Origin of the sequence: Flagellimonas sp., assembly GCF_965233845.1 — a bacterium.
Taxonomy (GTDB): Bacteria; Bacteroidota; Bacteroidia; order Flavobacteriales; family Flavobacteriaceae; genus Flagellimonas.
Window position 1 is genome coordinate 3721902 of sequence record NZ_OZ247584.1, and the last position, 22335, is coordinate 3744236.

22 protein-coding genes are annotated in these 22335 nt (G+C 43.2%); 18 read left to right on the forward strand and 4 right to left on the reverse strand.

Features of this window, described 5'->3' with window-relative positions; all coding sequences use genetic code 11:
* Positions 1 to 36 precede the first annotated feature (36 nt).
* Both ACO6S0_RS16560 and ACO6S0_RS16565 read right to left on the reverse strand, forming a co-directional pair.
* Entirely contained in the window at positions 37 to 795 is a 759-nt protein-coding gene (locus tag ACO6S0_RS16560) for an SDR family NAD(P)-dependent oxidoreductase (protein WP_422349420.1), read from the reverse strand.
* Positions 796 to 804: 9 nt separating this feature from the next.
* Positions 805 to 1677, reverse strand: a complete 873-nt coding sequence (locus tag ACO6S0_RS16565) for an aldo/keto reductase (protein ID WP_422349421.1) — start codon at positions 1675 to 1677, stop codon at positions 805 to 807.
* 157 nt (positions 1678 to 1834) lie between these two features.
* Between ACO6S0_RS16565 and ACO6S0_RS16570 the strand changes: the two genes are divergently transcribed.
* The 17 genes from ACO6S0_RS16570 (at position 1835) to ACO6S0_RS16650 (ending at position 20035) form a co-directional block, all read left to right on the forward strand.
* Entirely contained in the window at positions 1835 to 2836 is a 1002-nt protein-coding gene (locus ACO6S0_RS16570; protein WP_422349422.1) for an AAA family ATPase, read from the forward strand.
* A gap of 83 nt (positions 2837 to 2919) precedes the next feature.
* On the forward strand, positions 2920 to 3786 hold the full coding sequence (locus ACO6S0_RS16575; protein WP_422349423.1) for a DUF58 domain-containing protein: 867 nt from the start codon (positions 2920 to 2922) through the stop codon (positions 3784 to 3786).
* Positions 3786 to 5447, forward strand: coding sequence for a BatD family protein (locus ACO6S0_RS16580; protein WP_422349424.1), 1662 nt, complete (start codon positions 3786 to 3788; stop codon positions 5445 to 5447). Before ACO6S0_RS16575 ends, ACO6S0_RS16580 begins: the two co-directional genes overlap by 1 nt.
* Positions 5448 to 6446: a vWA domain-containing protein gene (locus tag ACO6S0_RS16585; protein ID WP_422349425.1), complete on the forward strand. Its 999-nt coding sequence runs from the start codon at positions 5448 to 5450 to the stop codon at positions 6444 to 6446.
* A gap of 4 nt (positions 6447 to 6450) precedes the next feature.
* Positions 6451 to 7497: a VWA domain-containing protein gene (locus ACO6S0_RS16590; protein WP_422349426.1), complete on the forward strand. Its 1047-nt coding sequence runs from the start codon at positions 6451 to 6453 to the stop codon at positions 7495 to 7497.
* On the forward strand, positions 7490 to 8368 hold the full coding sequence (locus ACO6S0_RS16595) for a tetratricopeptide repeat protein (RefSeq protein WP_422351842.1): 879 nt from the start codon (positions 7490 to 7492) through the stop codon (positions 8366 to 8368). Before ACO6S0_RS16590 ends, ACO6S0_RS16595 begins: the two co-directional genes overlap by 8 nt.
* On the forward strand, positions 8368 to 10158 hold the full coding sequence (locus ACO6S0_RS16600) for a BatD family protein (RefSeq protein ID WP_422349427.1): 1791 nt from the start codon (positions 8368 to 8370) through the stop codon (positions 10156 to 10158). Before ACO6S0_RS16595 ends, ACO6S0_RS16600 begins: the two co-directional genes overlap by 1 nt.
* Positions 10155 to 10916: an SH3 domain-containing protein gene (locus tag ACO6S0_RS16605; RefSeq protein WP_422349428.1), complete on the forward strand. Its 762-nt coding sequence runs from the start codon at positions 10155 to 10157 to the stop codon at positions 10914 to 10916. Before ACO6S0_RS16600 ends, ACO6S0_RS16605 begins: the two co-directional genes overlap by 4 nt.
* Before the next feature lie 57 nt (positions 10917 to 10973).
* Positions 10974 to 11285 (forward strand): hypothetical protein, encoded by a 312-nt coding sequence (locus ACO6S0_RS16610; protein ID WP_422349429.1) that lies wholly within the window; start codon positions 10974 to 10976, stop codon positions 11283 to 11285.
* A gap of 84 nt (positions 11286 to 11369) precedes the next feature.
* Positions 11370 to 12962, forward strand: a complete 1593-nt coding sequence (locus ACO6S0_RS16615) for a SulP family inorganic anion transporter (RefSeq protein ID WP_422349430.1) — start codon at positions 11370 to 11372, stop codon at positions 12960 to 12962.
* A 10-nt stretch (positions 12963 to 12972) separates the two neighbouring features.
* Positions 12973 to 13791 carry a universal stress protein gene (locus ACO6S0_RS16620; protein WP_422349431.1) on the forward strand — a complete coding sequence of 273 codons (819 nt, stop codon included), beginning with the start codon at positions 12973 to 12975 and terminating at the stop codon, positions 13789 to 13791.
* 17 nt (positions 13792 to 13808) lie between these two features.
* A complete protein-coding gene (locus ACO6S0_RS16625; protein ID WP_422349432.1) occupies positions 13809 to 14435 on the forward strand; it encodes a carbonic anhydrase family protein in 627 nt (208 codons plus the stop codon).
* A 114-nt stretch (positions 14436 to 14549) separates the two neighbouring features.
* The gene (locus tag ACO6S0_RS16630) at positions 14550 to 16409 is read left to right on the forward strand and encodes a SulP family inorganic anion transporter (RefSeq protein WP_422349433.1); all 1860 of its coding nucleotides are present in this window, start codon (positions 14550 to 14552) and stop codon (positions 16407 to 16409) included.
* Positions 16410 to 16430: 21 nt separating this feature from the next.
* The gene (locus tag ACO6S0_RS16635; protein WP_422349434.1) at positions 16431 to 17126 is read left to right on the forward strand and encodes a hypothetical protein; all 696 of its coding nucleotides are present in this window, start codon (positions 16431 to 16433) and stop codon (positions 17124 to 17126) included.
* Entirely contained in the window at positions 17119 to 18138 is a 1020-nt protein-coding gene (gene pheS / locus ACO6S0_RS16640) for a phenylalanine--tRNA ligase subunit alpha (RefSeq protein ID WP_420401255.1), read from the forward strand. The genes ACO6S0_RS16635 and pheS overlap by 8 nt, the downstream gene beginning before the upstream one ends.
* Positions 18139 to 18145: 7 nt before the next feature.
* Positions 18146 to 18622, forward strand: coding sequence for a GyrI-like domain-containing protein (locus ACO6S0_RS16645; RefSeq protein WP_422349435.1), 477 nt, complete (start codon positions 18146 to 18148; stop codon positions 18620 to 18622).
* A gap of 117 nt (positions 18623 to 18739) precedes the next feature.
* Positions 18740 to 20035, forward strand: coding sequence for a Zn-dependent hydrolase (locus ACO6S0_RS16650; protein WP_422349436.1), 1296 nt, complete (start codon positions 18740 to 18742; stop codon positions 20033 to 20035).
* Between the two features lie 3 nt (positions 20036 to 20038).
* Here the strand turns inward: ACO6S0_RS16650 and ACO6S0_RS16655 are convergent, their stop codons facing one another.
* Both ACO6S0_RS16655 and ACO6S0_RS16660 read right to left on the reverse strand, forming a co-directional pair.
* Complete coding sequence (locus tag ACO6S0_RS16655; RefSeq protein WP_422349437.1) at positions 20039 to 20707, reverse strand: lysoplasmalogenase; 669 nt, start codon at positions 20705 to 20707, stop codon at positions 20039 to 20041.
* Positions 20707 to 21180: a CYTH domain-containing protein gene (locus ACO6S0_RS16660; protein ID WP_422349438.1), complete on the reverse strand. Its 474-nt coding sequence runs from the start codon at positions 21178 to 21180 to the stop codon at positions 20707 to 20709. Before ACO6S0_RS16660 ends, ACO6S0_RS16655 begins: the two co-directional genes overlap by 1 nt.
* 27 nt (positions 21181 to 21207) lie before the next feature.
* On the opposite strand from ACO6S0_RS16660, the gene dinB reads away from it, so the two are divergent.
* A complete protein-coding gene (gene dinB, locus ACO6S0_RS16665) occupies positions 21208 to 22308 on the forward strand; it encodes a DNA polymerase IV (protein ID WP_422349439.1) in 1101 nt (366 codons plus the stop codon).
* Positions 22309 to 22335 lie beyond the last annotated feature (27 nt).

The following is a 22335-nucleotide window of genomic DNA, read 5'->3' on the forward strand; positions in this document are numbered from 1 at the left end:
CTTCTGCACCCAACTTTCAACCCGTATCCTGCAACACTACAGTTTTTTGTTCACGATTGTACTGCCAGCTTGCGCAGTTGGCAACACCAACAAATCGGCGATATTTACATGATATGGTCTTGTAATGACAAAGTGAATTATATCGGCAATATCTTCTGCCTTTAGTGCTTGATACCCTTGATAAACGGTTTTTGCCCGATTGGCATCCCCTTTAAATCGAACATCACTGAATTCCGTTTCCACTAGACCTGGATTTACCGCTCCAACCTTAATACCATGTTCATTAAGATCAATTCGCATCCCTTGACTAATGGCATCAACAGCAAATTTACTGGCACAATACACATTTCCTTTGGGGTATACTTCCTTCCCTGCAAGAGATCCAATATTGATAATATGCCCTGCCTTTCTTTCTACCATTTGCGGCATGATCGCCTTGGAAACATGAAGCAACCCTCTTACATTAATGTCAAGCATGGCATCCCAATCGTCCATACTCCCTGAATCAATTTTGTCCATCCCATGGGCATTCCCTGCATTGTTGATCAACACATCTATCTGGCAAAAGTCTTGGGGCAAACTTTCCAAAGCCTTAAAAACCTCCTCTCGATTTCTAACATCAAAAGTTAGGGTATGAACTTCTGTTCGTTCACCCAATGTGTTCCGAAGTTGGTCTAAACGATCTGTTCGTCGGCCACATAGTACCAAATTAAATCCATTCTTCGCCAAAAGCTCGGCGGTTGCTTTACCAATTCCACTGGTGGCTCCCGTTATCAATACAGTCTTCGATTCCATAAATTAAGTTTAAGGTACTTCCTGCCCCTGGCTTGCTTCCAGAAGTGCAAACCAATCTTGTAATTCCAAATCCAATTGCACGGCTTTGGCCGATGAAGTTATTCTTTCCTTGGTGGTGGTTCCAATAACAGGTCTGGGAACGGCAGGATGTTTTAGCATCCAAGCCAAAAGAACTTCGCTTTCCTCCACCCCATATTTTTTTCCAAGTTGGGACAAGGTTTTATGGATCCGCACAGTTTGTGCGTTTTCCTCTCTAAAAACCAGCCCAAGAGGACTCCATGCCATGGCCAGTCTTTTATTGGCTATGCAATCGTCAAAAGTTCCATCGTACATGGGCGCCGTATGCGTTAAGGAAAACTCCACTTGATTGGCTTCAACTTTTACTACACTTTCCAGCATTTCTACCTGGGATGGTGTAAAATTGGATACCCCAAATTGCTTGATTTTTCCATTCTCCAACAAGTGGTTGACGGCCTCTCCAATTTCCGAAGGATGCATTAAAGGACTAGGGCGATGCAACAGGAACAAGTCCAAGTACTCCGTCTTCAGTTTTCGTAAAGACTCCTCAGCAGACCAAACAATGTAATCTTTGCTGTAATTATAGTGCTTCAGGCGGTTGTCCCTGCCAGATGTCATCTGAATGCCGCATTTGGTCACTATCTGAATTTGTGATCGATCTATCCCGCTTTCGGCAAAGGCTTTCCCAAAGTCCGCTTCGGTAGTATAGTCCCCATAAATATCAGCATGATCAAAGGTGGTAAGTCCGTTTTCCAGACAATGCTCCATTAATTCAATCATCCCATGTTTGGAAAGTTGTTTCCCCCAACTCCCCCATGTCATGGTTCCAGCAATAACTTTGGAATATTTACCTGTATTTTGCATCCGAGATGAAAGTATAAAATTAAACCCTTAAAACCTTCATAAAACTGGGCTTTCGGGGATTTTTTTAACCATTAATTAACAGATGGATTTTAAATAAATTTTCATTTTGCACATCTAGAAAAAAATTGACAGAAATACCTAAAGAATAAAAGGTTATATGGAAGAAAACACTACTATAGATATTAGTGCTGTGAATGAGAAAATTGCCCAGGAAAGTGCTTTTATTGACCTGCTCACCCAGGAAATGAACAAAGCCATTGTTGGGCAAAAACATATGGTGGAACGACTGCTTATTGGACTATTGGGCCAAGGGCATATACTTTTGGAAGGTGTTCCTGGATTGGCTAAAACCCTAGCCATAAATACCCTTTCCAAAGCAGTTAAGGGAAGTTTTAGTAGAATTCAGTTCACTCCCGATCTTTTGCCAGCCGATGTGGTGGGTACTTTGATCTACAATATCAAAGAGAACGATTTTTCGATAAAAAAGGGGCCTATTTTTGCCAACTTCGTCTTGGCGGATGAGATCAATAGGGCGCCCGCCAAAGTGCAATCGGCACTTTTGGAGGCCATGCAGGAGAAGCAGGTGACCATTGGGGATGAAACCTTTAAACTGGATGCGCCGTTTTTGGTAATGGCCACGCAAAACCCAGTGGAACAGGAAGGAACCTATCCACTTCCGGAAGCCCAGGTAGACCGTTTTATGCTGAAAACCGTAATTGATTATCCCAAACTGAATGAGGAGCAGCTCATCATTAGGCAAAACCTCAAGGGAGCCACAGAGGAAGTGAAACCCGTAGTTACCTTAAAACAAATTTTGAGCGCGCAACAGGCGGCACGGGAAGTCTACATGGACGAAAAAATTGAAAAGTACATTTTGGATTTGGTGTTTGCCACCCGATATCCCGAAAAATACAATCTAGAGAATTTAAAACCCCTGATCAGTTTTGGTGCCTCTCCAAGAGGAAGTATCAATTTGGCCAACGCATCCAAATGCTATGCATTCATTAAACGAAGAGGATATGTTATCCCGGAAGATGTAAGGGCTGTTGTACATGATGTGCTAAGGCACAGAATTGGGATTACCTATGAAGCCGAAGCTGAGAACATCACTTCCGAAGAGATCATCAACAAGATTGTCAATGAGGTAGAAGTTCCCTAGCAGGGAATTTTGTCTTACAGGTGATCTCCCAACAACAACCTACCATCACCTAAAACTGAAACCTAAATACGGTTTGCTTACTGATGGATACGAAAGAGTTACTTAAAAAAGTACGCAAAATTGAAATCAAGACCCGGCGTCTATCCGACCATATCTTTGGTGGGGAGTACCATTCTACCTTTAAAGGTAGGGGTATGACTTTCAGTGAGGTAAGGCAGTATCAATTTGGGGATGATGTAAGAACCATTGATTGGAATGTTACTGCAAGATATAATGAACCCTTCGTAAAGGTTTTTGAGGAGGAACGGGAACTTACCATGATGCTGATGGTTGATGTAAGTGGCTCCGAGTTGTTTGGAACCACCAACCAATTCAAGAAAGAGGTTATTACTGAGATTTCAGCAACGCTTGCTTTCTCAGCACTTCAAAATAACGACAAAGTCGGTTTAATCCTGTTTTCGGATGAGGTTGAGCTATTTATTCCGCCCAAAAAAGGAAAAAGCCATGTTTTGCGCATCATTCGGGAATTGTTGGAATTTAAACCGCAAAGTAGCGAGACCAATATTGCCGAAGCCCTGAAATTCTTGACCAATGTGATGAAGAAAAAGGCCATCGTATTTGTGTTGTCGGACTTCATTACGGACGACTATGACAACACCTTGCGGATTGTTGGCAACAAACACGACGTAACCGGGATTAGGGTTTATGATGCCAAGGAAGAGTCCATCCCCAATTTGGGTATGGTTCAAATGCTTGATGCTGAAACTGGAACGCTCCAACTGGTGAACACAAGATCCAAAAAAGTACGGAACGCTTATGGCACTTTCCATAAGGAAAAAGTGGAGTACTTCATGGATTCCTTCACCAAATCAGGTTGCGGCGTAATCAATTGTCGTGTGGATGAAAGCTATGTGAAAAAATTGTTGGGCTACTTTAAACGAAGAGGATAATGCAGCAGATAAGTTCCCCTATATCGGAAGTTCAAAGAAAATCTTCACTGCTGTTCGGTGTGGTTTTACTATATATCTTTTTACTTCCTTCCCTTGGGTTTTCGCAAGCTTCCAAAGTCACCGCGGAAATTGACACCACAGGGATCAAAATTGGAGAGCAAATCAAGTATACCATAACGGTAGAAACCGATTCCCTAAACGTAGTCCATTTTCCGGAAGGTCAAACGTTTTCCCCTTTGGAGTCTGTTGAGGCCATTATGCAAGATACCGTCAAAAACAACAACAGGGTAATCCTTCAGCAGATATATGCATTAACACAGTTTGACAGTGGATCGTATACCATCCCGCCACAGCGTATTGCCATTAATGAACAACCCTTTTTCACTGACTCCTTTAATATTAAGGTAGCCGATGTTGTGGTGGACACCACCAAACAGAAAATGTACGACATTAAGCCGCTGATCGAAGTGGATAAAAGTTACGCCAAAATATGGATGATCGTGCTTTGGGTGCTGTTGGCGTTATTGATTACAGGTGGATTGGTCTATTGGTTCTTTTTGCGAAAAAAGCCATTGACCGAGGAAGAAAAAGAAGCCTTGTTACCACCTTATGACCGTGCCTTGTTAGAACTGAAAAAGCTCGAAAATTCGAGGTATCTCATCCACGACGAATACAAAAAGTATTATTCCGAACTAACGGACATTGTACGTTCTTATTTGGAAGAAGATGTTCATGTTTCCGCTTTGGAAAGTACCACGGCCCAGCTTATTTCCAAATTGGAAATGCTCAAAGATGCAGGTCAGCTGGACTTGGATCATGAGACCATCGTCCAATTCCAAAAAATTCTCCAAACAGCTGATTTGGTCAAATTTGCCAAGTCAAAGCCATCCACTTCCGTAGCAGAGGAAGATCGGAAAATGGTAGAACAAATTGTGGTCAAGACCCATGATGCCCTTCCAGAACCCACGGAAGAGGAACTCATGCTTACAGAGGAATACCAGCTGGAATTGGCCAAGAAAAAACAGCGGAAACGTATTATTTTGGCGGCTGCCATTTTTGCAGGGCTAATTGTAGTTGGAGGAGCATCTTCCATAGTCTATTTCGGATTTAAAGAAGTCAAGGATACCGTTTTTGGACATCCTACCAAAGACTTGCTCGAAGGCGAATGGGTGGCCAGTTCGTATGGATATCCACCAATAGAAATTGAAACCCCGCAGGTGTTGATTCGACAAGAGGTGGAATTACCTACAGAGGCCGCCGAAGTGATCAAGTCGCACCAGACTTTTATGAATGGAAAAGTGGACGGTCTATTTTCTGTATCGACCAACTCCACCACTTATAAGGAAGCCGTAGATCCCAATTTTGAAGCGGTGGTTGAGGCCAATCTGGCCCAATTTGAAAGCATGGGAGTAAGAAATATGCTGACCAAGACCGATGAGTTCAATACAAAATCTGGAGTGGCCGGTTTAAAAACCTATGGGTCTGGTTCGTTCGAACATCCGGTGACCAAGAAATCTGCCAAAATTGAATATATGATTTTATGTTTTGGAGGTAAAGGATTTGTACAACAAGTCATCATCTATCATGAAAGGGGCGATGCCTATGCAGAACAAATAGTAGAACGAATGTTAAGTACCCTTGACGTAAAAACACAGGTGTAAATGTTTGATAATATCGAATTTGCAAACCCACAATTTTTTTGGCTGTTCCTTCTGCTGCCAATGGCTTTGCTATGGTATCTTTTCAAGCATCGGGAAGAAGTGGCCTCGTTAAAAATCTCAAGCATCAAAGGTTTTACTGTTAGTAGTTGGGCCGCAAAACTAAGACCGGTACTTTTTGTTCTGCGATTGCTGGCCTTGGCCTCCATAATTACCGCTTTGGCCCGCCCACAGATTGAGGATATTTCCACTAGGACCAAAACCACGAAAGGAATCGATATTGTTATGGCCATTGATGTTTCCTCAAGTATGCTGGCGCGTGACCTCAAGCCCAATAGACTTACCGCCTTAAGAAATGTAGCGGGTGAGTTCATCAAAAAACGCCCCAATGATCGGATTGGTTTGGTGGGATATGCGGGAGAAAGCTATACCAAAACACCTATTACAAGTGACAAGTCCATCGTGTTGAATGCGCTTCGGGAAATCTCTTATGGCGATTTGGAGGATGGCACCGCCATTGGGATGGGATTGGCAACCTCTGTCAATAGGTTAAAGGAAAGCAAGGCCATCAGCAAGGTGATCATTTTGTTGACAGACGGGGTCAACAATTCTGGTTTTATAGAACCCAAAACTGCAGCGGATCTAGCTGTGGAATTCGGAATAAAAACCTATACCATCGGCTTGGGAACAAACGGAAACGCCTTATCTCCCGTGGCTTACAATAGAGACGGCACCTTTAGATACGGTATGCGACAGGTGGAAATAGACGAGGCTTTGCTAAAAGACATCGCCAAAGTAACAGGCGGAAAATATTTCAGGGCAACGGACAACGAAAAGTTGGAGGAGATTTACGATGAAATCAACAAACTTGAAAAAACCGAGATAGAGGAATTCAAATATTACAAATACGACGAAAAGTACCGTCCCTTGATTTTCATTGCCGGTATTTTATTATTGTTGGAGTGGGCTTTGCGCAACTCCATATTTAGAAGTTTTATATAGCACAATGATTCAGCTTGACGAAAAAGCATATTTCTATCTTTTGGCCATTATCCCCGTAATGGTGGTGGCTTTCTTTTTTCTTCAAGTTTGGAAGAAGAGAACCCAACGCCAGTTTGCAGAAGTTGGGCTTTTGCGCAAGTTGGCGCCTAATCGTTCAAGTTTTAAGTCTGCGCTTAAACTCATATTTCTTTTACTGGGCCTAAGCTTTTTGATTTTGGGCTTGGTCAACCCCAAAATTGGAACCAAGTTGGAGACGGTTAAACGGGAAGGGGTCGATATTGTTTTTGCGGTGGATGTTTCCAAAAGTATGCTGGCGGAAGATATTGCTCCCAACCGACTGGAAAAATCCAAACGCCTGGTCTCAGAGATTATCAATCAATTGGCAAGTGATCGGATTGGAATTATTGCCTACGCCGGGCAGGCCTATCCGCAACTGCCCATTACCACAGATTATGGTGCGGCCAAGATGTTCCTTCAAAGCATGAATACCAATATGTTGTCCTCCCAGGGAACAGCCATCGATGCAGCCATAGATTTGGCAAGTACCTATTACAATGATGCAGAACAGACCAATAGGGTTTTGTTCATTGTTTCCGATGGTGAGGATCATTCAGAAAGTTCCACCATTGAAGCAGTGGACAATGCCATTCAAAATGGTATCCGCATTTTTACCATTGGGGTTGGAAAACCCAAAGGAGCACCCATTCCACTCAAAAGAAATGGAATTGTTGAGGGCTTAAAGAAGGATAACCAAGGGGAAGTGGTCATCACAAAGCTGAATGAGGCCGTACTTTCCGAAATTGCCCAAGAGGGTAACGGGGAATATATTGATGGTTCCAACACCGAAAATGCTGTGGAATATATCAAGGAACAGTTGAACCAAATGGACAAAAAAGAATTCGAGGCCAAGCAATTTGCCGAATACAAAGACCAGTTTCAGTGGTTCTTGGGCATAGGTCTTTTCTTTTTATTTTTGGACGTTTTCTTGCTGGACAGAAAAACCAAGTGGTTGAAAAAACTAAATCTTTTTAATGAACACGATGATGCATAAGCTAAGATTGATTTTGGGTCTCTTGTTCTGTACCGTTTGGGCTTATGGACAAGAAGGTGAAGCAGCCAAAGAGGCGGAGAAGGCTCTCCTAGAGTCCACTAATCTAACCTGGGATGCCAACAAAGAGCTGACCACCAATGACTTTATTGCCGCAGAAGGCGAATACAGAAAAGCCATTTCCAAGAGTTCGGACAACACTGTTGCGCCCTTCAATTTGGGGACTGCCTATTATAACCGGGAAAGTTTTGAGGAGGCCTTTGGCCGATTCAAACAAGCGGGAGAAAAATCCAAGGAAAAACCAGGTAAGCACAAAGCTTTCCACAACATGGGCAATGTGTTCATGAAGAACAAGGAATACCAAAAAGCAGTTGAAGCTTATAAGGAGGCCTTGCGCAACAATCCAACGGATGAGGAGACCCGGTACAATCTTGCTTTGGCCAAAAAAATGATGGAAAATCAACAAGACGAGCAGAACAACGACCAAAACGACGATAATAAAGACCAGCAGGATCAACAAGACCAAAAAGACAAGAACCAAGACCAAAACAACGACGGGGAAAACGACAAAGATCAAGAGGGGGAACAAGATCAGGATGAGAACAAAGATCAAGGCGATGATGGAGAAAATGGAGAAAACAAACCTGAGGAAAACACTGAGGGTGACGGAGACGAAAAGAAGGAGCAAGAGCAAAAACCCAGCGAAGGAGATCAGCCAGATGAGAAGCAACAGCAACCCCGCCCCAACCAACTTTCAAAGCAGCAGATACAAAATCTGTTAGAAGCCATGCAGAACGAGGAGAAAAAAGTACAGGAGAAGATGGAGGCGAAAAAAGTGAAAGGCAAAAAAATCAAAAACGAAAAGGATTGGTAATGAACATCAAATGGTCCATTTTATGGGTACTGATTTGTTCCCCAATCTTTTTGGGCAATGCTTTGTATGCCCAAGAAAAACAGGAAGAAGAGGTTACGTTTGAAATGAACCTCAGTAAGGAAAAACTAGGCATAAATGAGCGCCTAAGGGTGGAGTTTACCATGAACAAGGATGGAGACAATTTCAATCCACCTTCCTTTGATGGATTCAAAGTGGTCATGGGCCCATCCCAATCCATTAGTTCTTCATGGGTCAACGGAAAGCGAAGCTTTTCCAAAACCTACTCCTATATTTTGGTTCCTACCGCCAGAGGGAGATTCAATATTAAGCAAGCTACCATAGAAATCAGTGGCGAAACCTATAAAACTTTACCAAAGACGGTAGAAGTAACTGCTGCCGTGGACAAACCCAATGATCAGAAAACGGTGGACGATGTTGCGGATGAAAGCCTTCATTTGGTAGCAGAAGTATCCAATGGAAGCCCTTATTTGAACGAGGCGGTCACGGTTACCTATAAACTTTATGTGGGCCATTCCATTCGGGTGACCAACTACCGCTCCTTGGACAATCCTACCTACAACAACTTTTGGAGTCAGGAAATTGACGTTTCCAAACCCAAACCCATAAACACCACTTATAACGGTAAGCCTTATTTATCCGTTGTGCTGAAAAAAGTAGTGCTGTATCCACAGAAATCCGGAAAATTGGATATTGAGCCACTTGCTTTGGAAATTTATGTGGATGTGCCCACCAATAGAAGGGATTTCTTTGGGGGCAGAATTTACACCCAAACCACCAAAACGGTCTCCGCCGGAAGAAGAACCTTGAGCGTAAAGGCATTACCGGAAGCGGGTAAGCCAGCCAACTTTGGAGGTGCTGTGGGAGACTTTGATTTTAAGGTAACCACAAGCAAACAAAAGCTCAATGCTTCAGAATCGCTACAGGCCAAAGTGGAGGTTTCAGGTAAGGGAAACCTAAAGCTTTTCCAACTTCCAGAACCTGAACTGCCCAGTGCCTTGGAAGTGTATGAGCCTGAATTTGACGAGAAGGTGCGTACCATTAGTACGGGAATGGAAGGTAGGGTGGCCAATAACTACACCATTGTTCCCTCTTATAGAGGCAAATATCCTATTCCGAGTATCTCATTTAGCTATTTCAATCCTAAAACCTCAAAATATGTTACTGTTGATTCTGAGGAAATCAACATTGAGGTTCTGGAGGGGCCATTAAGTTCTTCGGGGGTAGATAATGCCGTGACAGCCAACAAACAATTCGTTGTGCCTTCAGGAAAACAGTTTCACTTTATAAAGCTGAATCCTAATTTAACAACAATTGGGACCAATTATTTCTTTGGCTCCAATACGTTTTACCTGCTGTTGTTTACCCCGCTCATCCTTATTCCGATTGTGGTGTTTTCATTTAAGAAAAGAGAGGCCATTGCCAGCGATGTGGTGGGAAACAAGATCAAACAAGCCAATAGGTTGGCAAGAAAGTATCTTTCCACTTCAAAAAAGGAGATTGGGAACAAAGAGGCCTTTTATGTTGCCTTGGAAAAAGGACTTCACAACTATTTAAAAGCCAAGTTAAAGATTGAGACCTCGGAATTCAGTAAAGAAAAAATCACCCAAATCTTATCCGAAAAAAATGTGGACAATTCGGATATCGAGGGATTTATTAGTCTGCTCAAAAATTGTGAGATGGCCAGGTACAGTCCATTCTCCAATGTGCAAATGCAAAATGATTATGAAAAGGCAAGTGAAGTAATCTCTAAACTGGACAAGCAATTATGAGACAGATCCTCTTGACCTTTATTCTTTGTTTATCGGTTGTTTTGGGAACTGCCCAAAACAGTACCTTGTTTAAACAGGCCACAGAATTTTACAATAAAGGAGAATATACCAAGGCCATTGAAAATTATGGGAAAATCCTGGAAAACGGGGAGCATTCGGCAGAACTGTACTTTAATCTGGGCAATTGCCACTACAAACTAAATGCCATTGGCCCAAGTATTCTGTATTATGAAAAGGCCTTGTTGTTAAAACCAAACGACAAAGAAATTCTAAATAACCTGGGTTATGCCCAGAACATGAGATTGGATGCCGTAGAAGAAATGCCCAAAACAGAAATTGCCCAACTCTACTTGGGACTGGTCAACTTTTTGTCGTTCGATCAATGGGCCTACTTGGCCGTGGCCCTCAGCTTTTTATTTGTTTTGGCCTATTTGGCCTATTTCTTTTTGCGTCCTGCCACCCAAAAGCGGATTGCCTTCATTTCCTGTATGTTTTCCCTTGTCCTAGGAGTTCTTTGTGTGCTGTTGGCCTATTTGCAGTTCCAAGAATTTAAGCATGATAATCCGGCAATAATCTATAGTAAAGAGGTTAAGATCAGCTCGGAACCAAACACAAATAGCGAAGCAGTCTTTACGTTGCATGAAGGAACCAAGGTAAATGTGGAGGAGGAGTTCAACGATTGGAGCAAAATTAAAATCGCTGATGGCCAAACAGGATGGCTTTTAAACGATAATTTGCGGTTATTGAAAGACTTTTAAAATTTATTTAACAGAGATTTTTTTCCATGCCGTTATTTTTGCACAAAAAAGTATTCCGTGCTAAGACTATTGGCTGTTCCTATTGTCTCGGTGTTGTTGGTCACAATTTTGATGACCTCGCCCTTTGTCCCCCTTTTGGGCAAGGAGTACTGTACCGCAATTATTCTTGGCTCATCGGAAGAGGAAAACAATGGCAAGGAAACCACAAGTAGCAAAAACTTTGAGAGCAAGTTTTATTCACTTTGGAACTTCTTCTCGGTAAACCCTTCTTTTAGTCAAGAGAAAGATGCTACCGCCATAGATTATGTTTTCCGGGTTTTGGATTATACCATTGAAATTCTTGACCCCCCTCCCAGGAGATTGATTTAATTTTTTCAAAACACATTAAAGTCAATTTCTAACTGTCTTCAGTAAACGCTTATAAACACTGAAGGCAACATTATCATATTATTTATGTTCAAGCATATTAAAAACGACTTGCCTGCAAGTATCGTAGTATTTTTTGTGGCATTACCCTTATGTTTGGGTATTGCCCTGGCCAGTGGAGCCCCCCTTTTCTCGGGCCTTATTGCGGGTATAATTGGGGGTATTGTAGTAGGGGCCCTAAGTGGATCCCAAATTGGGGTAAGTGGGCCGGCCGCAGGATTGGCGGCCATAGTATTGACCGCAATTGGAACCCTTGGAGGGTTTGAGAATTTTTTGGTCGCCGTAGTGCTCGGGGGCCTCATTCAAATGCTCTTTAGCGTTCTAAAAGCCGGGGTCATCGCCTACTATTTTCCATCTTCGGTAATTAAGGGAATGCTCACCGGAATTGGTATCATCATCATCCTTAAGCAAATTCCACATTTCTTCGGATACAGTGAAAATACTGAAGGTGATTTCGCATTCTTCCAGGTAGACGGGGAAAACACTTTTACCGAAATCATAAATTCCCTGAACTTTATTAGTCCGGGGGCAACCATAATTGCTGTTGTTGCACTGTCCATTCTAATTCTATGGGACAAGGTGCTCAGTAAGAAGTCCAAGGTCTTCCAATTGGTGCAAGGCCCCTTGGTTGCCGTGGTAGTGGGCATCCTGTTTTATGTTTTTACCAAGGACAATTCAGGCTTAGCCATTTCCGATAAGCTTTTGGTAAGTGTCCCGATCCCCGAAAGTGTGGAAAGTCTGGGCACGCTGTTAAGCTTTCCCAATTTTGGTGTTATTGGAAATCCTGAAATCTGGATCACCGCATTTACCATTGCCCTAGTTGCCAGTTTAGAGACACTGTTGTGTGTAGAAGCAACGGATAAACTAGATCCGCATAAAAGGACCACACCAACCAATAAGGAGCTCTTTGCCCAAGGAATAGGAAATAGTATTTCGGGACTTTTGGGCGGTTTACCCGTTACGCAGGTAATTGTTAGAAGCTCTGCCAATATCCAATCCGGAGGTAGAACCAAGGCTTCGGCCATCATACATGGCTTCTTTCTACTGATCTCGGTAATCCTTATTCCAAGATTGTTGAACATGATCCCACTTTCCGTATTGGCGGCCATCTTGTTCATTGTTGGATACAAATTGGCCAAACCGGCACTGTTCAAAAAAATGTATGAACTGGGCTGGAAGCAGTTTGTTCCCTTTGTTGTCACTGTTTTTGGTATTGTGTTCACCGATTTACTCATTGGAATTGGTTTGGGCCTTATGGTAGGGATTGTCGTCATTTTGCTAAAAAGCTACCAAAACTCACATTTCCTTCATATTGAGGACAAAAGCAATGGCAAGCACAAGATCAAAATGACCTTGGCCGAAGAGGTGACATTCTTTAACAAGGGAGCAATTTTAAAGGAACTGGACAGTCTCCCCAATGACACCTACCTGGAACTAAGCCTCTTAAACACCAGGTACCTGGACAATGATATTATTGAAATTCTAGAGGATTTTGCCTTCAAGGCAAAAGAACGGAACATTGATATCAAGCTAATTTCTAAACGGGGCGTGGAAGAAAACCCGGCAAGTTTTATCGAGTTCTTCAGAACCCGTCCAAAATCAAGTTTAAGTTTAAGTTAAAAAATCTATTATGGAAAATAAGAATTATAGAATTTTGGTCCTTTCGGATTTAAGAAAGACGACCGGCACAATCTTGAAAAACACGGCCAATTTGGCCAAAATGATCGGTGGCGATATTTCCCTGTTGCACGTTAAGAAACCTTTAGGGGTGGTAAAACAGGACAACCAGCTGTCCGCAGTACGATCTATTAACGATACTTACACCACTACAAAGAAGCAAATTGAGCAGTTGGTGAAACCTTTAAAAAAAGATTTTGGTGTTACTATAGACACCACCTTTAAGGTTGGTAACGTTAAGGAGGAAATAAATCGGCAAATCCAGGAATTACAGCCAGACATCATCGTTTTGGGCCAGCGAAAATCGGTCCCCATCAAGTTATTGGGAGATGGTATTACAAAGCATGTAATGTCAACTTTTGATGGACTGGTGATGATCGCCTCGCACGAGCAGCTTATGTCCAATAGCAACGAGCTTTCCATTGGGGTAATGAACGGTACCAAGGAAACTGTGGGCTTGGATTTAGTGGAAAAGTTGATCAAACAAAGTTCGCGTCCCCTAAAATCGTTTAAAATTGCCAACCGCGAAAGCCAGGCAGATACGGAAACACAAGGAGACCGATCTACGGTAGAATTTGTTTTTGAGCCCCAAGACAGTGCCATCAACAATGTGGCAACATATCTTTCCAGAACAAATGTTGACCTATTGTACTTGGATTTGGAAGGAGCAAGCCAGGCAAAAATCAATGTTAAGAATGTAATTGGTAAATTTAATGTGCCCTTCCTCTTGGCCGGAAAACGCAAAGTGGATTATTCAAATAATTTAAACTAAGGTAACACCATAAAATTATGATAACACAAACTAAAGAATCCCAGGCTGCTCTATCACCTCAGGCGGCATGGGATCTATTGAAAGAAGGTAATAGCCGTTTTGTGGAAAAGAAACAAACGGAAAGAGATTTGTTGGCCCAAGTAGCCCAAACGGCTTCCGGGCAATTCCCGTTTGCCACCATTCTAAGTTGTATCGACTCAAGGGTTTCCGCCGAATTGATCTTTGATCAAGGCGTGGGTGATATTTTCAGTGCGCGAGTGGCAGGAAACATTGTAAACGAGGACATTTTGGGCAGTATGGAATTTGCTTGCAAATTGGCCGGAACCAAGATTGTTGTGGTTTTGGGGCACACCGCATGTGGAGCCGTCAAAGGCGCCTGTGATGATGCCAAAATGGGAAATCTGACCGAATTGCTCAGCAAGATCAAACCTGCTGTAAATGGTGTGTCAGAACCAGCGGAGGCTTCGGAACGCACATCCAAAAACTTGAATTTTGTTAATTCCGTTGCCGAAAAGAACGTACAGCTTACCATAGATAACATTAGAACCCAAAGCCCTGTCCTAAAGGAAATGGAAGACAATGGGGAGATTCTAATTGTAGGAGGTATGTATGATATTTCTAACGGAAAGGTGAGCTATATGTAAATGGCAAACCACCGTCCCGAAAACCAAAAAGGCCAGTGTTTAACATTTCATTGGCCTTTTTTAATTTTCTAAAATCACTATCTTACAATACAACTATTTAACCAACTGTCAGGTATGTTCAAGCATTTTAGAGGGGATTTATTTGGAGGGATAACCGCGGGAATAGTGGCTCTGCCCTTGGCTCTTGCTTTCGGGGTAAGCTCGGGATTGGGCCCAAGTGCCGGATTGTACGGCGCTATTTTCATTAGCTTTTTTGCTGCGCTTTTTGGAGGTACCAATACTCAGATTTCAGGGCCCACGGCCCCAATGACAGCAGTGAGCATGGTCATTATTGCCGGGATTTTGGCAGTGCACGATGGAGATGTGAACAAGGCCCTCCCCATAATATTGGCCGTTTTCCTGTTGGCCGGTTTAATGCAAATTGGCCTGGGGCTTATAGGTTTGGGCAAGTACATCAAATATATTCCATACCCAGTGGTTTCAGGATTTATGACCGCCATTGGTGTAATTATATTGGTTACGCAGATTTTACCTGCAGTTGGGTATTACCCCAAAGAGGATACTGAATATGTAAGCCAGTTTAAAGCTGCCGCCGAAGAAGAAATTCTGGAAAACATCCTTAAGGAAGAAGCAGGGGAAGGAATCTTGGTTTTGGAAGATTTTGAGGAAACCATCAAGCGAGCTGGTAAAATCACAGAGGAAGATATGCAAAAAGAAGCCAAGACCCTGGCTGCCAAGGATGCCTCAGGGGTTCTGGGAACCTTAAAGGTTCTTCCAAGGGCCCTAAAAAGTATCAATTGGCTGGAACTGGGGTTGGCTTTGGCCACTATCTTCATCATCTATGGATTTAAAAGAATTACCACAGCCGTGCCCAGTACCTTGGTAGCTCTTATTGTTGTCTCGGGCCTTGCCTATGGTCTTGGATGGGACTATAGGCCTATTGAAAAAATCCCCGAAGGTCTTCCTGCTCTGCAATTGGGCATTTTTACCGAGTTTAAACTGTCCTCACTCACACCCTATGTGTTCACCGCACTCACCTTGTCTCTTTTGGGAGCAATTGACTCTTTACTCACCTCGGTTGTTGCGGATAACATGACGCAGACCAAGCACAAACCCAACAAGGAATTGGTGGGGCAGGGTATTGGTAACAGTATTGCCGCTGTTTTTGGTGGAATTCCAGGTGCGGGTGCTACCATTAGAACGGTAGTGAACATCAATTCCGGTGGTAAAACCCGTCTTTCGGGGATGATTGCGGGTCTATTGCTACTGGTAATTCTTTTGGCACTGGGCCCTGTTGCATCACAGATTCCAGCGGCGGTTTTGGCTGGTATTTTGGTTACCGTGGGCATTGGGGTAATGGATTATAAAGGACTAAAGGCCATCCCTTATCTGCCCAAAGACATCAAACTGGGCCCTTTAAAACTTAGTTCCGAAGTCATCATTATGCTAGTGGTATTGGTGCTTTCCTCAGTATGGAATTTGGTTTACGCCGTGGGCATTGGATTGGTTATCGCTTCTCTTATGTTCATGAAGAAAATAGGGGACCTCACCGCCACACGCTCAGTTGTAAAGCCTTTAAAAGAACAGCCGTGGGCAGATGAAAAGGATTTCCCCCAAAAGCTTAGGGAAGAAGTATTCATCAAACACATCAAAGGCCCGCTCTTCTTTGGTTCCACAAGCGACTTCCAACAATTGGCAGAGCAAATCCCCGATACCGCGTCCAATGTGGTTATCAGAATGGATCGGATGCAATACATGGATCAATCTGGTTTATATGCCATGGAAGATGTACTGCAGGACCTTAAGAAAAAGGACATCAATGTTTTGTTGGTGGGCATTCTGGACCAACCAAAATATATGATGGAGCGTATAGATATTATTCCAGATTTGATTCCCAGGGAAAACGTTTTCGAAGGTTTTAAATCCTGTATGCGATGGATTAGGGAAAATGTGAAGGATACGGACACCGCTTAACGGCGGTTTTAAGGAGTCATCTTGATTCAATTGACCAAATTCCCCAACGATACAGGGCCCATTTATTTGGAAACCATGGAAGGAAGGTTTCCGGTGGAACCTTTCAACACCTATAGCAATCTCATTTTTGTAGTGCTGGTGATCTATTGGGGATTGAAGGTGTACAAAAACCCAAAACAACATCAGTTTTTGGCATGGGTGCTCCCCATAATCGCCATCAGCTATGTTGGTGGCACTATGTTTCACGCCACCCGTAGCCACGAGTTTTGGCTTCGGTTGGACTGGATGCCCATTATGTTTCTCTGTTTGTCCTTGGTCATCTATTTTATTTTCAAACTGGCTCAAACATGGTGGTCTCGATTGCTCTTGATTGTGGCTATTTTGGGAGCTTCCTTTTTGTTGAGAACCCTCCCCATCCCATCAGGATTGCGAATCTCTTTGGGCTATGTGATTACAGCGCTTACCATCCTATTGCCACTGGGCTGGCATTTACATAAAACCCAATGGAAAAATGCGGGGCTGGCCAGTTTGGCCTTCTTGGTTTTTGCCATTGCCATTTACTTTAGAAGTATTGATCTTACCCAAACTTTTTTTCCTATGGGCACCCATTGGTTATGGCATTTCTTTGGCGGGGTAGCAGTTCATTTTCTCATAGCCTATATATTCAAGGACAATTTGCTAAATTTGTCGGCCAATACAGCCAACAAAGATGATTGAGACCATAAAGGAGCATTTGATTGAAGTTGAGAACTTTACTTCTGCATCCAAAGATGAAATTGAGGCTTTTCGAATTAAGTACTTAGGGAAAAAAGGGTTGCTGAATTCCTTCTTTGCCGAATTCAAAAACGTTCCGAACGAGCAGAAGAAAGAATTTGGACAGGTGGTCAACCAATTGAAAACCTCAGCCACCGACAAGGTTAACTCCCTAAAAGACGCTTTGGAAAACCAAGCAGAGACTGCGGGTAAATTTGGGGATTTAACGCGCCCTGGTGAACCAATCCCATTGGGAGCCAGACATCCAATTTCCATTGTAAAAAACCAAATCATAGATATATTTTCCAGAATTGGTTTCAATGTTTCCGAAGGACCTGAAATTGAAGACGATTGGCATAACTTTACAGCCTTGAACCTTCCGGAATACCATCCGGCAAGAGATATGCAGGATACGTTCTTTATCCAGACCGACCCTGACATTCTTTTGCGCACCCATACCTCCAGTGTCCAGGTGCGGTATATGGAAAACAACCAACCGCCCATAAGGACCATTTCTCCGGGAAGGGTTTATCGGAACGAGGCCATTTCAGCGCGTTCCCACTGTTTCTTCCATCAGGTGGAAGGACTGTACGTGGACAAAAATGTCTCTTTCGCAGATTTGAAACAAACCTTGCAGTATTTCACCTCGGAAATGTTTGGCAAGTCAAAAATTAGATTGCGCCCATCCTATTTCCCGTTTACGGAGCCTAGCGCAGAGGTGGATGTGTATTGGGGTCTGGAAACGGAAACCGATTATCGTATGACCAAGGGTACAGGGTGGCTGGAAATCATGGGATGCGGTATGGTGGATCCCAACGTATTGAAGAATTGCAATATTGACCCTGAAGTATATTCAGGATTTGCGTTTGGAATGGGTATTGATCGTATTGCGTTGCTACTTCACCAAATTTCAGACATCCGACTCCTGAGTGAAAATGACATTCGTTTTCTGGAGCAATTTAAAAGTTCCCTTTAAAAGCTGAATGGAACCCAAGATTACCGAGCTTAAAGAGAAACAACTGGTGGGTATGCATACCTCCATGAGCTTGGTTCACAATAAAACCTTCGAGCTATGGGGAAAATTTAGGTCAAGGATCCATGAAATAGAAAGCAGGGTTTCTTCCGATTTTATTTCCATGCAAGTATACGACCCTTCCTATTTTGTAAATTTCAGTCCCGCCTACAATTTTGTAAAATGGGCCTGTGTGGAAGTCCCTAATCCCGAAAACGTACCTGATGGAATGGAACGTTTTACGTTGAAGGGGGGTGCCTATGCCGTTTTTCATTACAAAGGTTCCAGTGCTGACACTTCCATTTTCCAATACATCTTTACGGAGTGGCTCCCCAATTCCAAATACCAATTGGACAACAGACCACACTTTGAGGTTTTGGGAAGTACATACAAAAACAACGATCCCCATTCCGAAGAGGAAATATGGATCCCGATCAAAGAAAAGTAGGCCATCCTAAACCTCACCTAGTTGGAAATAAACGCTTGGTTGGTTTTATCGCTATATTTATAAAGTGCATTATTGCATCGAACTCTATTTTGAATTCATTTCAGAACATTTTTTATCATGGGAAATCGTCTGCTTATTATCTTGCTTTGTTTGGTCCACAACCCCATAGTGGGGCAGAAAAACGAAGTTCATATCAATCAAAATCGATTGGAATCCCGGATTATGGAATTGGCCAAATTTGGGCTACAAGAAAATGGAGAAACCGAGCGGGTGGCTTTCAGCGATGCCGATATAGAAGCACGCAATTGGGTGGTACAAACCCTAGAAAACATGGGCTTGGCTGTATCCATTGACTATGCGGGAAATATTATCGGACTTAGAAAAGGCAAGAAAAAAGAGGCCAAAACCATTTCCTTTGGTTCACATATAGACCGGGTCCCCAACGGAGGAAATTATGACGGCTGTGTGGGTTCCATGGCAGCGTTGGAAATCATTGAAACCCTGAATGAAAACAACATTAAGACTAAACATCCTTTGGAAGTCATAATTTTTTCCAATGAGGAAGGTGGGGTAATGGGGAGCCGAGCCATGTCGGGTCATTTAAGCAAAAGTGCCTTTAAGGTTGCAAACTCAACCGGTTATACCATGGGTGAAGGTATTATGCGTTTGGGTGGAGATACATCCCAAATCAAAAAAGCCATTCGGAAGAAAAACTCCATGGCAGCCTTTTTGGAACTGCATATAGAACAAGGTGCCATCTTGGAAAAGGAAAATTTGGATATTGGGATTGTCGAGGGCATAGTTGGATTAAAATGGTGGGATGTGGTCTTCACTGGATTTGCCAACCACGCAGGAACCACCCCAATGAATGCTAGGCAAGATGCCCTTCTGGCCGCAGCCAAATTCGTAGTCGCCGTCAATGAGGTCACAAATAGCTTTGAAGGGGCACAGGTGGGTACTGTGGGCCGGATAAAAGCGGAACCGGGGGCACCCAATGTCATCCCCGGAAAAGTGGTGACCAGTTTGGAAATTAGAGACCTATCTTCCCAAGTAATAGAGCAAGTTTTTAATGCCATTCAAGCTAAAGCACAGGAAATAAGCAAAGCCTCCAACGTACAGATTGAGTTTATTCCCCTGGACACCACCGCCGATCCGGCGTTGACCGATCCAGTGGTGCAAAAGGAAATAGAAGCTGTCTCCAAAAACTTGGGGCTTTCCTTTAAATATATGCCCAGTGGCGCGGGTCATGATGCACAGGATATGGCCCATATTGCACCTACAGGGATGATATTCGTCCCCAGTAAGGGCGGAATCAGCCATTCGCCAAAAGAATTTACATCCGCGGAGGACATGGCCAATGGAACGAACGTCTTACTTCAGACCATACTCTCCCTTGACAAAAAGTTGGATTGACCCTTATCTATCTTGCTCCTTCAGCTTTAGAAATATTGCGTTGGCAATCAAAGCAATACTCATCCAATAGGTGCTCAGAATTACAACTCCTGAAAGCGGGAATGGGGATTTAAACTTATTGACGGCAATCATCATATCCGAAAACATAAATAAGAACACAGCGATGGCAATAAGTGCATATGCCACTATCCTTTTTTTAAACCAAAGTCCAAAGCCCTGCCAAGCCATACAGCAGATAGCCAAAATGTAAACGGCCACTGCCAAGGCCATATTCCCCAAATCAGGCTTCAGCCAAAAGAATATGGACAAACCCAATCCAAGAAAAAGTAAGCCGGAAATCCAATGAACACGAAAGCCCTCCAACACCACAAATCCGTAAGTCAAAAGCAGATGGGCTATCAGGAATGAGCCCAAACCAAATACGAAGAATTCATCCTGGAGCAAGAGTATATCTCCCAGCAAGCAGAAGATCAGGGCAGCAACCATAATATTCTTAAACTTGATCAAGCTTGGATTTTTTGCAAAAAATAAAAGGGAAATCACTAAAACAGTGGTCAATGGTTTAAGGATGCGATAAAGCATTTCCCAGCTCATACAATCTGCGAAAATAGCAGCGCACGCTGAGCAAAAAATCAGCAAATTTATCCACAAACGAAGCCTAAGCTTTCCCATCACCAATTTTTAAATGGATTTCTGCTGAGTTGGGAATTGTAGTACCTTACATCTCCTGTTACCTCCTGCCCCAACCAATCTGGTTTATCAAAAAACTCATCTTCATGTTGCAATTCCACTTCGGCCACAACCAGTCCCCGATTCTCACCAAGAAACTCATCCACCTCAAAAACATGATTTCCAACCGGAACTTTGTATCGGTTTTTTTCCAGGATAAAAGCTTCGCACAGATCAATTAAGTTGGTTGCCTCAGCTATGTTGATTTCGGTCTCCCATTCAAATCGGGTAGTTCCAGAAACGTTGCTAGCCCCCTTTACGGTCAAAAAACCCTTATCTCCCTTGATCCTTACCCGAACCGTCCGTTCTGGTGCCGTGTTTAAAAACCCTTGGACAATCCGTATCTGTTCCGTTGCCTGATGCTTATAGCCTTCTGATCTGACCAAAAATTTGCGTTCAATTTCCAAGTGTTCCATCAAACTAAATATAGCCTAAATTTGGGTATGGAGATGGACCTTCCATTGCGAAAAATTATTCATGTGGACATGGATGCCTTCTACGCATCGGTAGAGCAGCATGATAACCCGGAACTCCAAGGCAAACCTATTGCTGTGGGTGGAGGGTCCAAACGCGGGGTGGTTTCTGCTGCCAGTTATGAAGCCCGAAAATTTGGGGTTCGGAGTGCCATGGCCGGCTACATCGCAAAGCGAAATTGCCCTGATCTTATTTTTGTTCGGCCCCGATTTGACCGGTACAAAGAGGTTTCCCATCAAATACGCGAAATATTTTTTGAATATACTGATTTGGTGGAGCCCCTGTCTTTGGACGAGGCCTATCTTGATGTCACCGAAAACAAAAAAGGGAACCCTTCGGCCACGTTGATCGCCAAGGAAATCCGAAAGAAAATCCTGGACAAAACCGGACTAACAGCTTCTGCCGGCATCTCTATCAATAAATTTATTGCCAAGGTGGCCAGTGATTACAACAAACCCAACGGGCAAAAAACGGTAAACCCGGAGGACGTTGTTCCGTTCTTGGAAAAACTGGACATTCGAAAATTCTATGGTGTAGGGAAGGTAACTGCCGAAAAAATGTACAAGCTTGGTATTTTCACTGGAATTGACCTTAAGGAAAAGTCCCTGGAATTTTTGGACGAGCACTTTGGAAAAAGCGGGCGTTACTACTATTATGTGGTCCGAGGGGTTCACACCAGTGAGGTTAAACCGCATCGTATTCCCAAGTCTGTGGGTGCGGAACGCACCTTTAGTGAAAATCTCAGTAGTGAGGTATTCATGCTGGAAAAACTAGATCATATTGCCCATGAACTGGAGCGCCGATTGGAAAGATCCAAAATAGCAGGTAAAACCATTACCTTAAAAATCAAATACAGTGATTTTACGCTTCAGACACGAAGCAAAACCCTCCCCTATTTTGTGTCCAAAAAAGAACTCATCCTAGAGACCGCCAAGGAACTGTTGTACCAATCCAAGTTGGAAAATTCAGTTAGGTTACTGGGAATCTCTTTGGCCAACCTCAACACCGAAAAGAAAGAGAAAAAAAATAAAGAAGAACCCGTCTCCGTGCAGTTAAGGTTCGAATTTTAAGCTGTTGACAGGACTATCCGTCCCCTA